The sequence below is a fragment of the Streptomyces sp. NPDC088707 genome (assembly GCF_044752725.1).
GTDB lineage: Bacteria > Actinomycetota > Actinomycetes > Streptomycetales > Streptomycetaceae > Streptomyces.
On record NZ_JBIVLV010000001.1, the window covers coordinates 313,139 to 325,845 of the forward strand.

Sequence of the window (12,707 nt, forward strand, 5' to 3'; positions counted from 1 at the left end):
GGCCCTCTTCCGGTGGCCCGGGACGCGGGCGGCCCTGAGCCGGGCGGTCGGCGAGTTCCTCCGCGTGCTGATCGGGCCGCCGGCCACGGGGCTCAGGAAGGGGCCGCTCGGCGACCGTTCCACGGCGGGCGGGACGTCAGGCCGACCTCCAGCCATACGACCTTGCCCATGACACCTGATTCCCTGTCCCGGCTGCCCCAGTCGCCGGCCAGCCGGTCCAGCAGCATCAGCCCGTGCCCGCCGGGCTGCGCGGGCGTCCGGTCCACCCGCGCCCGGGGGTGTTCGGGGCTCGCGTCGACGACCTCCACCCGGAGCCGCCCGCGGTCGTGCCGCAGAACGAGTTCCTCGGCTCCGCCCGCGTGGAGGCACGCGTTGCCGACCACCTCGGACACGAGCAGGAGGACGTCCTGCACCCGCTCACCCACCTCGTCCGTCTCCGAGGGGACCCAGCCCCAGTGGGCCAGCGCCTCGGCGGTGAAGTCCCGGCTGCGGGACACCATCCCGAGGGTGCCGTGCAGCTCGAGCCGCCGGACGTCACCCGGGTGACCGTCAAGGGCCTCCGCCATGGTTCCCGCCGCCTCAGAGGGTGGTCTCGGCGAGCGCCTCGTCCAGCGTCTCGTACACCTGGAACACCGCACGGACGCCGGTGATCTCGAACATCCGGTCCACCGGTCGGCGCAATCCCGAGAGCTCCACGCTCCCTCCGTTCTCCAGCGCCCGCAGCCGTGCCCCCAGAAGGGCGTTGAGCCCGGACGAGTCGCAGAAGGCCAGTTCCGAGCAGTCGACGACGACCCTCCCGGCTCCGACGTGTTCCTCCAGGGCCGTGCTCAGCGGGGCCATCGTGTCCCGGTCGAGTTCCCCCGCGACCGACACGACATCGGTGTCCGTGCCCGGTACGGTCCAGGCCTCGACCGTGAACCGGCCGGGCGGGGACACTCCCTCTCCTGTCACCGGCGCTTCGTGCCTCATGAGCTCATCAGCCTCCCAGTGGCTTATACCCTGTTTGCGCCGTATTGGTCATACGTTCTTCTCTCGCGACGCGGCGGTGTGATCGCGAGGCGCCCCGGGTCCGTGATCGCCCTACAGTGGAGAAGTGGCCGGGGAGGTCCACGGTGCAGTCCGCAGCCGCGTCCGCACCACGATCGTCGTCCTGTACGAGGTCCCCATGACAAACCGCAGACCGCCCCCCGAGCCGTCGCCGACCCACGCGGAACTGGGCGAGGACGGCCTACGGCAACTACTCGCGGGACTCACAGCCGTGCGGGACGGAGACCTCTCCGTCCGGCTGCCCGACAGCGGCGTCGGCATCCTCGCCGAGATCGGCACGGTCTACAACGACATGGTCGGCCGGCTCTCGCTCGTCACCTCCGAGGTCACCCGCGTCGCCGGCGAGGTCGGCGGGCGGGGGCTGCTCGGCGGCCGGATCCGGGAGCCCCGGGCGCGGGGGGTCTGGCAGGAGCTGACGTCCGGAGTCAACACGATGGCCGACAACCTGACCTCGCAGGTGCGTTCCATCGCCCAGGTCGCCACCGCCGTGGCCGGCGGAGACCTCACGCGGAAGATCAGGGTGGACGCGCGCGGCGAGATCCTGGAGCTGAAGGAGACCATCAACACCATGGTCGACCGGCTCTCCTCGTTCGCCGAGGAGGTCACCCGGGTGGCCCGGGAGGTGGGCACCGAAGGCAAGCTCGGCGGGCAGGCCACCGTGCACGGCGTGTCCGGCACCTGGAAGGACCTCACCGACAACGTCAACTTCATGGCCGACAACCTCACCAACCAGGTGCGCAACATCGCCCAGGTCACGACCGCCGTCGCCCAGGGCGATCTGACCAGCCGGATCGACGTCTCGGCCCGTGGTGAGATCCTCGAACTCAAGACCACGATCAACACGATGGTCGACCAGTTGTCGTCCTTCGCCGCCGAAGTGACGCGGGTCGCCCGCGAGGTCGGCACCCAGGGCAGACTGGGAGGTCAGGCCGAGGTCGAAGGCGTCTCGGGCACATGGAAACGCCTCACGGAGAACGTCAACGAACTCGCCGGGAACCTGACCCGCCAGGTCCGCGCCATCGCCGAGGTCACCAGCGCCGTCGCCGAGGGAGACCTGACGCGTTCGATCACCGCCGACGCGCCCGGCGAGGTCGGGGACCTGCGCGACAACATCAACGCGATGGTCGAGTCACTGCGCGCCACCACGCGGTCCAACGAGGAACAGGACTGGCTCCAGACCAACCTGGCCCGGATCACCGGACTCCTGCAGGGCACCCGGAGCCTGCCCCAGATCGCCGAACTCATCATGGCCGAGGTGCCGCCGCTGGTCGACGCCCAGTACGGCGCCTTCTTCCTCGCCGCCGAGGAGGAGGAGGGTGTCGTGCTCGCCATGACCGCCGCCTACGGGTCCCCGGACGCGCCCGGGACCGAGCCGCGCCGCTTCCACCTCGGCCAGTCACTGGTCGGGCAGGCCGTGCACGACCGCCGCGCCCTCCTCGTCGAGAACGTGCCCGCCGGTTACGCCACCGTCGCCTCCGGATCGGGATCCGGCGAGCCGAGCGCGCTGATCATCCTGCCGATCGTCGTCGAGGAACAGGTCCTGGGAGCGGTCGAGTTCGCTTCGCTCCGCCCCTTCACCGGCCTGAGACGGGAGTTTCTCGACCGCTTCGTGGACAGCGCCGGGGCGGTCCTCAACTCCCTCGTCGCCAATCTCCGCACCGACGAACTCCTCGGCCAGTACCGCCAGCTCGCCGACGAGCTCCGCTCCCGGTCGAAGGAACTGCAGACACGCCAGCAGGAACTCCAGCGCTCCAACGCGGAGTTGCAGGAGAAGGCCGCTCTCCTGGCCCAGCGGAACAAGGACATCGAATCCAAGAACCTGGTCATCGAACAGGCGCGTCAGGAGCTGGAGGCGAGGGCCCAGCAGCTGTCCCGGAACTCCATGTACAAGTCCGAGTTCCTCGCCAACATGAGCCACGAGCTGCGCACACCGCTGAACAGTCTGCTGATCCTGGCCCGACTGCTCGCCCAGAACCCCCAGGGGAACCTGACCGAGAAGCAGATGGAATACGCGGAGGTCATCCACTCCGCCGGCTCCGACCTGCTGCAGCTGATCAACGACATCCTCGACCTGTCGAAGGTCGAGGCCGGCAAGATGGACATCAGACGCGAGCCGTTCCCCCTGCGGGTGCTCACGGAGTACTTGGAGACGACGTTCGGTCCGGTGGCCGACGAGCGTCAGTTGGAGTTCACCGTCGGCGTCGCGGACGACGTTCCCGACGAACTGGACAGCGACGAGGCCCGGCTCCGCCAGATCCTCCGCAACCTGCTCTCCAACGCGCTGAAGTTCACCGACGAGGGCCGGGTGGCGCTGACCGTCGCGCGCGCGACCGCCGAGCAGACGCCGCCCGGCCTGCGCGACGGCCGGCTCGTCCTCGCCTTCCGGGTGTCCGACACAGGCGTCGGCATTCCCACCGAGCAACTGAGCCTCGTCTTCGAGGCCTTCCAGCAGGGCGACGGCACGGCCGCCCGGCGTTACGGGGGCACCGGCCTCGGGCTTTCGATCAGCCGGGAGATGGCAGGGCTCCTCGGCGGGACCATCGAGGTGGAGAGCGCCCCCGACCGTGGCAGCGCCTTCACGCTGTACCTGCCCGTGGCCCGTTCGACACACCACGCGGCACCGGGTACGGCTTCCGACCGCGGCACCCGCACGGCCCTGGCCTCCCCCTCCCCCGTCGTGCATATCGACGCGAGCGTGACGGGCGTGGGGGAGGCGGCGGACGGCGAGACCGTGCTGATCGTCGACGACGACTCACGCAATGTGTTCGCCCTGACGGAGGCCCTCGAAGGGCGTGGCCTGCGCGTCCTGACGGCGGACGGCGGACGCACCGGTCTCGACGCACTCGCCGCCCACGACGAGGTCCGGCTGGTGCTGATGGACGTCATGATGGCCGGAATGGACGGCTACACCGCCATCGAGGCGATCCGAAGACTGCCGGGACGCGAGAGCCTCCCCGTCATCGTGGTCACCGCGAAGGCCATGGCGGGCGACCGCGCCGACGCCATGGCGGCCGGCGCCGACGACTACGTGTCCAAACCCGTCGACGAGGAGGAACTGGCCGCCAAGATCCGTTCCTGGCTCAAGAGCTGACAGGTTCGGTCACGGACCCGGCGGGACTCGTCAGGACTCGGCCCCGGCCTCCGCAGACGCTCCCACGCGGACGGCCACGAGGCTCGTGTCGTCGTCGGTGTCCCCGGTCGCCGTGCTGAGCAGTTCGTCCACGAGACGGCCGGGTTCGAGGTCCGCGAGCCGCGCCGCCTCCCCGGCGAGCCGCGCGAGGCCCTCGTCCAGTCCGGCGTGGCGGCGCTCGATCAGCCCGTCCGTGTACAGCAGCAGTGTGTCGCCGGGGCGCAGGCCGATCCGCTGCTCCCGGTAGGAGAACGAGGGCGCCGCACCCAGCAGAATGTCGTGCGGCGGGTCGAGCAGCCGCGCCCGGCCGTCCCGCAGCAGCAGCATGGGCAGGTGACCCGCGCTCGACCAGAGCAGGCCGCCGTCCTGCGGGTCGTACAGGGCACACACCGCCGTCGCCGTCGTGCCGCCCCCGGTCCTCAGGGTCACCTCGTTCAGCCACCCCATCAGGCGCCGGGGCGAGTCGCCGGTGAACGCGAGGGCCCGTTGGGCGTTGCGCAGCGCCACCATGCCGGTGACGGAGTCGATCCCGTGCCCCGCGATGTCGCCCACGGCCACCAGGACCTTGCCGCTCGGCAGCGCCAACACGTCGTACCAGTCACCGCCGACCCGGTACTCCTCCGTGGCGGGCCGGTACCGTACGGCCACGGTGAGGTCACCGGGAAGTTCCAGGGATGCGGGGACCTCGGGCACGATCGCCCGCTGGAGCTGGAGCGCCAGCTGATGGCGCGTCGCCGCCCGTTCGTGCAACGCGGTGAGCTGGTCGAAGGTCGCCGTCAGCGCCGCCTCGGTACGGCGGCTGTCCGACACGTCCTGGTACACCCCGGCGATCCCGGTGACCGTCCCCCCGCTGATCAGCGGCTCCGCCACGACGCGTACGTGGCGTACGGCGCCACTGGGGAGGGCGATCCTCAGGACGGCCTGCGCACCCGTCTGCTCCTCGGTCAGGGTCTTCAGCAGGGCGGTGAGTGCGGCGCCGTCGTCCCTGTGGAGCCGCGCCCGGAGGGCCGCGAGGGGGACCGGCGGTTCGTCGCGGTCGAGGCCGAACACTCCGTAGGCCTGCTCGGACCACGCGCTCGCGCCGTCGGCGAGGCTGTCCTGGAAGGTGGCCACGCTCTGCAGCCCGGCCGTCGCGCGTGCGGCGGCGAGGCCGGGGTCCGTCAGGTTGTGCCACAGGACGACGACACGCTCCTCGCCCACCGGCAGCGCGCGCACGTCGAGCAGCGGCGCGTACTCCCCTGCCCGGGCGGGTGTCGGCAGCCGCGCGGCCCGCTGGGCGCGCCGGGTGCCGACGGCCCGCCGTGCCATCCTCGCGAGCTCCGTGTGGACCAGAGGGAAGCACGTGACGAGGGCGGCGTCGTCCTCGCGCTGCGGGGCCCCCAGCGCGGCGGCCGCCCCGTCGTTCAGATGGTCGACCGTGGGCGCTCCCGCTGTGCCGGGGACGTGCAGCAGCGCCGCCGGATGCGTGAGGGCGTCGAGGACGTCGACGAGTACGGGCACGGAGACGGCGTGCCGTGTCGAGCCCACGGTGTCCAGAACGGTGCCCCCCACCTCCAGGAGGCCGGTGAGGGCCCGCCGCGTGGTTTCGTCGAGGGCCGTGGGGCACGGCCAGCCGACCAGAGCGAGACCGACCTGCTTGCCGCGGCGGAGCAGCGGGAGCAGAGCGCGCGCCGCGTACGCCGAGGGTCCCGGCAGGATCTCTCCGGGGGCCGGCCCCTCCTCCAGCCAGAGGGGCGTGCCCTCCGTCAGAACGGCTCGGAACGGCTCCGGGGCCGCGGGCGGGATCCACTGCCACGCCGCGGCTTCGGCGGCGCCGACCCCCGCGTACCCGGCGAGCCGAAGACAGCCGTGGTCGACCCGCTGCCAGAGCCAGAGGCTGTCCGCGCCGTACGGGGAGAGTCCCTCCCGCAGCAGTGTGCGTGCCGCCTCGGAAGCGGTCGACGCGGTTTCCGCCGCCACGACGGCGCGCCTGGCGCGGCGCCGGGCGGTGCGCTGGTCGGCGGCAGCGCGTCCGTGTCGCGTCGGGACGGCGTCAGCGGGCCGCCCGCCTTCGGCGACGGCGTCCACCACGTCGGCCGCGATGTCCCCGACCGACAGACCGGTGGCCTGTGCGAGGGCTGTCAGGTGCTCGGCCGCGTCGGAGGCGGACATCCGCATCTGGGCGGCGAGGACTCCGGCGGCGAGATCCAGGAGGCGGCGGTGCGCCAGCTGGGCGCGCAGCCACCTGTTCTCGGCGACCAGGGCGGCGAATCCGGGATCCACCAGAGCGCCGTACGGAGGCCCTGTGGACTTCGCGGAGCCGGTCACGACGACCTCCGTTCCACCAGCAGGTGGACGTCCGGGCACACGCGTGTACTCGTTTCGCATTCTACGCGTGAGAGGTGCGGGGGGACCGTTCCGGGACGCGCCGCGGCCCGGCGTCGACGCGATCGACGCCGGGCTTCTCCCCCGGTCGGCGGTTCTAGGCCGAACGGCGGCGCCGGGTCACCACCGGTACCAGCGACCGTTTCCGCTCCGCATCAGGAAACCCAGCAGCCACACCACGAGTACGGCGATGGCCACCCACCACAGGACGTCGAGCGCGAAGCCCGCGCCGAAGAGGATGAGTATCACCAGCAGGACGAGAAGCAGGGGAACCATGACGCCACCTCCGAATGCCGCCGGAGGCCGCCGGCCCTCTTCGACGCGTGGCCTCCGTTGCCCAGCCGCTGCCCGTTCTGCACGGTGTCATGCGTCCGGCGGCGAGCGGGTGCGCAAAGAACCGCGCTTCGGACGCTTGTGGAATCGAGCAGCGGGCATGCGCCGGTGAGAAGCACCACCGCGACGTGTACGAGGGTGACCCGCCATGACCACCGCACGTGACCTCACCGTGGTCGATCTCGCTCCGGGTCGCCTTCGGAGGCTCGGCCTTCCTCCCCGTGCCGCTGTCCGCTCACCACTCCCGCCACGACCCGCCCCTGATCGGGCGGGTCCCCCGCCGGTTGCGCCGTCTGTTCCCGCGGACGGGCACTCCTCGGGCCTTCACCGTCGTGCCGGAGGGTGCGCGCCTCGGGTTCGCCTGAGGCGGGATGCCCGGCGTCAGCGGTCATCGGCAGCACTCGCACCCACCTCGCGGAGTTGATTCCCATGGCGCCCGCCACCCGTGCCTCCCGTTCCTCCGTGCCGCACTCCTCACGCGGGGACGACAGCGGGCCCGTCACGACGGCCGTCGAGTTGCTGGAGTTGGCGCTCGTCTCCGACGAGCTGGGGACGTTCACCGTCCCCCTCGAAGGCGCCGGTGCCGACATCCCATACGAACTGCCGGAGGGCGCGGTGGTCAGTGTCGCCCTCACGTTCCGGCTGGCAGCGGACACGGACGGACTGCTCTTCGAAACCGTCAGGGTCGGGGAGGGCGAGGAACCGGTGGCCCGGCGCATCGCCTTGGGCAGCTTCCGGGCCGGCGGACCCTACGAGATCCGCCTCCCGCCCGAGCGGCTGCCTCTCGGGCGGGCGCACCGCGGCACCTATGACGTGACGGCGCGCATGAGCGACGCCGCCGGGACCGAACACGCCCGGGTGGAGCATCGCTTCACGCTCGTCCACCGACTCTCCCAAGGAGCGGACGAGGTTTCCGAGGACGACGCGCCCCGGACACGTCTCCACTGAATCGGACGCCCGCGCTTGAACCCGGGTTCGCCGGGTACGCGCGGAATGACCCCGAATCGTTCGCTACAGGCAGGAGGATGCACCATGAGCATGGTGAAGCAGACGATCGACGTGGACGTTCCCGTGCGGAACGCCTACAACCAGTGGACGCAGTTCGAGGAGTTCCCGAGCTTCATGGAGGGCGTCGAGAACGTCACCCAGGTCGACGATCGGCACTGCCACTGGCAGACCCGGATCGCGGGCGTACGGCGCGAGTTCGACACGGAGATCGTCGACCAGCTGGCCGACGAGCGGATTTCGTGGCGCACCGTGGGCGGCGACGTGAAGCAGAAGGGCGTCGTCACCTTCCAGGACCTCGACGAGGGACACACACGCGTCAGCCTCGCCATGGACGTGGAGCCCGACGGCATGGCCGAGAAGGCTGCCGACGCGCTGGGCATCCTGGATCGGCGGGTCAAGGGGGACCTGAAGCGGTTCAAGGGCTTCATCGAGGACCGCGGTCACGAGACCGGTGGCTGGCGCGGTCGCGTCCAGCCCTCGGACAGCGCCGGCGGCCCGGCCCCCACCGGCACGCCGACGCCGTCCGACGCGGCGCTCCGGGAGGCTCCGGGGTCGATGGGCGCGGCCGGCCCGACGAGTACGTCCTCGGGAAGCCAGGAGGCCTGGCCGATGCCGCCCGGCGACTCCGACGGCCCCCGTCTGAGCTGACTGCACGGACCTGCTGGACGAGGCCGGCTCGGGGGCCCCGCGGCGCCGTGGTGAAGCGCGCGGCTCGGGGCCCCTCGGGTCTGCGGACCGGCGCGCCCCCGTCCGCCTCGTCCACGAGGAAGGCCTGATGTACGCGGGAGGCGCGGGAGGCGCGCAGGGCTACACGGACTGCCCCGCCCTCCCGCGCGTCAAGGCCGGCACCGCCCGGCCCTCGCCCGGACGGATCGTCAGACGCCCGCCTGACGCTCGGCCGCCTTCCGTGTCCTCACGCCGCCGAGGACGAGTGCCAGCCCGCCGATGAGGATGCCGAGGTAGGCGGCGGACGGGAGGTCCACGATCTTGTGGATCCAGCCCCACTCCGTACCGAAGAAGGTCTGCGAAGCGAAGCTGACGAGCCCCTGGGCTCCTACGACGTAGCCGATGCTTTCGAGGGTGTATCCGATGGTTGTTCGCACGGATCAAGCCTCCCCCGGCGGAGTCGCGAGATCATCCTCCACGGGGCCGAGAACGGACTAGGCCGAAGGATGCAGTCGCCGTACGCCCCTGCCGCCGGGAGAGCTGGATGCGGTGCGCCTCGCCCGCCTCGAGGCCGGTGCCCGGCGACCGTTCGACGGTGGCCGACCGTCGCTGCGTGCCTCGTACGGGGGCAGCGGGAAAAGGAGAGGCGGCGGCGGGGCGTCGTTGGCAGGATGTCCGCGCTCTGCATCCGCTGGGAAGGGAACCACCGACCGTGGCTCGTGCCATCACTCTGATCCGCTCCGCCGCACTGTCCGACGTCGCCGAGTACGCCTATGCCGCCACGGCGCCCGCCGAGTCCCGCCTGATCTTCCTCGCCGGGGCCTGTCCCCTGAACGACGACGGCTCGACGGCGGCGATCGGGGACTACGCGGGCCAGGCGGCCAAAGCCGTCGAGAACATGCGGACCGCTCTCGCCGCCTCGGGGGCGTCGCTGCAGGACGTCATCAGTACCCGCGTCCTCGTCGCATCGGCCCGCCGGGAGGATCTGGTGGCTGCCTGGGAGGTCGTCCGGGACGCGTTCGGTGACCACGACGTCCCCAGCACACTGATGGGTGTCACCGTACTCGGCTACAACGACCAGCTCGTCGAGATCGAGGCCGTGGCCGCCGTGCTCGATCGCTGAGAGGCCGCAACCAACGTCACGGCGGGCGGCCGGGCATGTGGCGTCCGTGGCCGTCCGGCGACCCACCCCGTACGCTCAAGGACGTGCAGCCCTCGACCGAGCCCTCTGAGCACGTCCGCTCCGCCCACGGCCGACCCCGCCGACTGCTGGTCCTGCGACACGCCAAGAGCGCCTGGCCGAAGGGGGTTGCCGACCAGGACCGCCCCCTCGGTCCGCGCGGGCTGCGTGACGCCCCGGCCGTCGGGAGCTTCCTGGCCGGGGCCGGCGGGCTGCCCGATCTGGTCCTGTGCTCGCCGGCCCGGCGCGCCCACGACACCTGGAAGCTGGCGGCCGCGGAGCTGGACCGCCCCGTGCCGACCCGTCACGACCCGCGGCTGTACGGGGCGGACGGCCCGGAACTGCTCGATGTGCTCCACGGCGTGTCCGACGAGGTCGCGACGTTGCTCCTCGTCGGGCACAACCCGGGCCTGGAGGACCTGATCCTGCTGCTCGCGTCCGGTGCGGCGGGCACGGACGAGGACCTCCTGGATCGTGTACGGACCAAGTTCCCGACGTCCGCGGTCGCCGTCCTGACCTGGGCCGGCACCTGGACCGATCTGCGCCCGGGTGCTGCGCTCCTGACGGACCTGGCGATTCCTCGCGGGGTCCGCGGCTCCTCCTGAGCGGTGGTGTCGGCTGCCGTCCCCACCGCGCTTCCACCGTCAGGTCACCAGGTGCGGTCGAGCAAGTGGGTGAACAGCACGTCCAGTTCCTGTGCTGCCGCATGCTTCAGCGGTGCCTCCCGCAGTGCGTGGCGGGCGGCGTCCAGCTGTCGGCGTGCTTCCTCGCGCGTCTCGGTCCGCCCGCCGGCCTGCTCCACGAGCGCCGCGACGTGTTCGGCGGTCTCGCCGTCGATCCGCCGGCCGGAGGCCAGCAGCGCCTCGACCTCGTGTGCGGCCTTGCCTCCGGCGGCCAGTGCGATGAGGACCGGGTAGGTCTTCTTGCCCTGCCGGAGGTCGGCGTGGACGGGTTTCCCGGTCGCTCTCGGGTCCCCCCAGATACCGAGGATGTCGTCCACCGCCTGGAACGCGAGGCCGAGATGGCGCCCGGCGCGGTCGAGCGCGGTGACGGTCCTGTCGGGGGCGCCGCCTAGGATCGCCCCGAGCGCGAGCGCGCAGCCCAGCAGGGCGCCTGTCTTGTCCTCGGCCATGGACCGGTACTGTTCCGGCGCGACCGCGCCGGGCCCGGACCACGGACGCTCCTCGAAGCGCAGGTCCTCCGCCTGGCCGGACACGAGGGTGGTCAGGGTCCGGCAGAGATGCCGGACAGCGGCCGCCGTGCGGGGTCCTGGGGTCTCCGCCAGGCTGGTCACGGCCTGGGCGAGGAGCGCGTCGCCGGCCAGGACGGCCGGGCCGGTCCCGTAGGACTTCCACACCGCGGGGCGCTGCCGGCGCAGCGCGTCGGCGTCCATGATGTCGTCGTGAAGCAGGGAGAAGGTGTGCACGAGTTCCACGGCGACGGCGCCCGGGATCCCGTCGGCGCCGTCCGCGCCCACCGCCTCGGCCCCGAGCAGGGCGAGCGCCTGCCGGACCCCCTTGCCCTCGGAGCCGCCGGGGTCCGGGGTTCCGGCCGTATCGGCCCAGCCCAGCGCGTACGCCGCCATCTCACCCGTCCAGGGGTGCAGCCGGCCCACCGCCTCCACCAGCGCGGGCCGGACCCGGTCGCGGCACCGGTCCAGGAGCGCGGTCGCCGAGGCCTCGTGACCACGGGAGGCGCTCGCCACGGTCACGGCCGTGGCGCCCGGCGCGCCGGTGCGGGTGCAGCGGACCGGCCGGGCGGATGCCGGGAGGGCGTTCATCGCAGCCCCTCCACGTCGACCTTCCGCAGGGCTTCCGCCCCGACTTCCGGCAGTACCGGGCCGGCTTCGCCCGCACCGTCTCCGTGGGGGTCCGGCAGCGGGCCGACCCCCAGCTCGGCCGCGGCCTTGTCCACCATGTCCCGGGCGTGCCGCAGCCCGATGCGGTTCAGCGTCGTGCGGAGTGCGGCCAGTTCCGCGGCGGTGTGCGCGGCGTCGCGGCCCAGGCGGGCGTCGGCCTTGACCAGTCCCAGCCTCGACAGGGCGGTGCCCCGGGGCTCCTCCATGTCGCGGAACTCCTCCAGGGCCTGCGCGTACAGCTCACGCGCCTGCTCGTAGCGGCCCGCCCGGTACAGCACGTTGCCACGCATCTTGTGGTTGTAGGCGAGCGCGCTGGCCAGGCGTATCTCCCGGCATGCCTCCTCCGCCCGCGACAGCAGCGACAGGGCGCGCTCCACGTCCCCGTCCCGTACGGACACCACGTCGGCGATGCCCCGCAGGGCCCAGGCCCACCCGCGCCGGTCCTCGGCGCGCGACGCCGTCTCGGCCGCCTCCTCGAAGAGGGCGAGGGCCTTGTCGTAGGAGCCGGTGTTGCGGTGCATCTGCGCGATGCCCTCCAGGGCCCAGACCGTGTGGCGGGCCTCGCCCCGGCGGCGCGCCTCGGCCAGCAGCTGCTCGTGCAGCCGCCCCACCGCCTCGTAGTCGCCCTGGATGCGCCCGGTCTCGGCGAGCCCCGCCAGCGAGTAGCCCCGCACGACGACGTCCCCGCCCCGCTCGCCCGCCTCGGCGGCGAGCCCGAGCAGCCGGTACGCCAGCCTGAGCGCGCCGCGCTGGCGGGCCAGCGTGCCGCCGCTCCACAGCGCCCACGCCATGGCCCCCTCGTGACCGGCCGAACGGGCCGCCCGGTAGCTCGCCTTCCACGCCCGGTCGGCCTCCTCGATCCGGCCGAGCCTGCGGCATGCCTCTGCCACGGCGAGACCGCAGCGCGCCGCCTCCCGCAGGTCCCCGGTCTCCTCGGCCGCCTTGAGTTCCCGGACGCCCCGGGCGAGCACCTCGGGCAGGGAGGCGTTCACCGAAAGCGACCCCAGCGCCCCTTGGTACTCCGGAGCCGATGCCCTCGCCGGCCTCTCCGTCACCTGACCTGCCATCAGAACCTCCTCGGGTCGGCTCGACGATCAAGCCGACACGAGGATCAAGACGGT

Annotated in this window: 12 protein-coding genes; 5 read left to right on the forward strand and 7 right to left on the reverse strand. The window is 72.4% G+C overall.

All coding sequences use genetic code 11. The annotated features are described in order from the left end of the window. Positions 1-92: 92 nt before the first annotated feature. Both ACIP84_RS01580 and ACIP84_RS01585 read right to left on the reverse strand, forming a co-directional pair. Entirely contained in the window at positions 93-566 is a 474-nt protein-coding gene (locus ACIP84_RS01580) for an ATP-binding protein (protein ID WP_401793205.1), read from the reverse strand. Positions 567-579: 13 nt separating this feature from the next. Continuing rightward, a complete protein-coding gene (locus tag ACIP84_RS01585; RefSeq protein WP_401793208.1) occupies positions 580-936 on the reverse strand; it encodes an STAS domain-containing protein in 357 nt (118 codons plus the stop codon). Between the two features lie 229 nt (positions 937-1,165). Here ACIP84_RS01585 and ACIP84_RS01590 point away from each other — a divergent pair, with 229 nt between their 5' ends. Then, the gene (locus ACIP84_RS01590; RefSeq protein WP_401793211.1) at positions 1,166-4,138 is read left to right on the forward strand and encodes a HAMP domain-containing protein; all 2,973 of its coding nucleotides are present in this window, start codon (positions 1,166-1,168) and stop codon (positions 4,136-4,138) included. 30 nt (positions 4,139-4,168) lie between these two features. Here the strand turns inward: ACIP84_RS01590 and ACIP84_RS01595 are convergent, their stop codons facing one another. Continuing rightward, on the reverse strand, positions 4,169-6,484 hold the full coding sequence (locus ACIP84_RS01595) for a SpoIIE family protein phosphatase (RefSeq protein WP_401793214.1): 2,316 nt from the start codon (positions 6,482-6,484) through the stop codon (positions 4,169-4,171). 177 nt (positions 6,485-6,661) lie between these two features. After that, the gene (locus tag ACIP84_RS01600; protein ID WP_355965214.1) at positions 6,662-6,817 is read right to left on the reverse strand and encodes a hydrophobic protein; all 156 of its coding nucleotides are present in this window, start codon (positions 6,815-6,817) and stop codon (positions 6,662-6,664) included. Positions 6,818-7,303: 486 nt separating this feature from the next. On the opposite strand from ACIP84_RS01600, the gene ACIP84_RS01605 reads away from it, so the two are divergent. Beyond that, positions 7,304-7,822: a hypothetical protein gene (locus ACIP84_RS01605; RefSeq protein WP_401793216.1), complete on the forward strand. Its 519-nt coding sequence runs from the start codon at positions 7,304-7,306 to the stop codon at positions 7,820-7,822. Positions 7,823-7,906: 84 nt separating this feature from the next. Continuing rightward, complete coding sequence (locus ACIP84_RS01610; RefSeq protein WP_401793219.1) at positions 7,907-8,530, forward strand: SRPBCC family protein; 624 nt, start codon at positions 7,907-7,909, stop codon at positions 8,528-8,530. A gap of 227 nt (positions 8,531-8,757) precedes the next feature. Here the strand turns inward: ACIP84_RS01610 and ACIP84_RS01615 are convergent, their stop codons facing one another. Then, a complete protein-coding gene (locus ACIP84_RS01615; protein ID WP_401793222.1) occupies positions 8,758-8,985 on the reverse strand; it encodes a hypothetical protein in 228 nt (75 codons plus the stop codon). 275 nt (positions 8,986-9,260) lie between these two features. On the opposite strand from ACIP84_RS01615, the gene ACIP84_RS01620 reads away from it, so the two are divergent. Beyond that, positions 9,261-9,671 carry a Rid family hydrolase gene (locus tag ACIP84_RS01620; RefSeq protein WP_355965206.1) on the forward strand — a complete coding sequence of 137 codons (411 nt, stop codon included), beginning with the start codon at positions 9,261-9,263 and terminating at the stop codon, positions 9,669-9,671. Between the two features lie 83 nt (positions 9,672-9,754). Continuing rightward, entirely contained in the window at positions 9,755-10,333 is a 579-nt protein-coding gene (locus ACIP84_RS01625; protein ID WP_401793226.1) for a SixA phosphatase family protein, read from the forward strand. Positions 10,334-10,377: 44 nt separating this feature from the next. On the opposite strand, the gene ACIP84_RS01630 is transcribed toward ACIP84_RS01625, so the two are convergent. Together ACIP84_RS01630 and ACIP84_RS01635 are read right to left on the reverse strand one after the other, a co-directional pair. Beyond that, positions 10,378-11,439 carry a polyprenyl synthetase family protein gene (locus ACIP84_RS01630; RefSeq protein ID WP_401795593.1) on the reverse strand — a complete coding sequence of 354 codons (1,062 nt, stop codon included), beginning with the start codon at positions 11,437-11,439 and terminating at the stop codon, positions 10,378-10,380. A gap of 65 nt (positions 11,440-11,504) precedes the next feature. Then, on the reverse strand, positions 11,505-12,653 hold the full coding sequence (locus ACIP84_RS01635) for a tetratricopeptide repeat protein (RefSeq protein ID WP_401793228.1): 1,149 nt from the start codon (positions 12,651-12,653) through the stop codon (positions 11,505-11,507). Between the last annotated feature and the right edge of the window lie 54 nt (positions 12,654-12,707).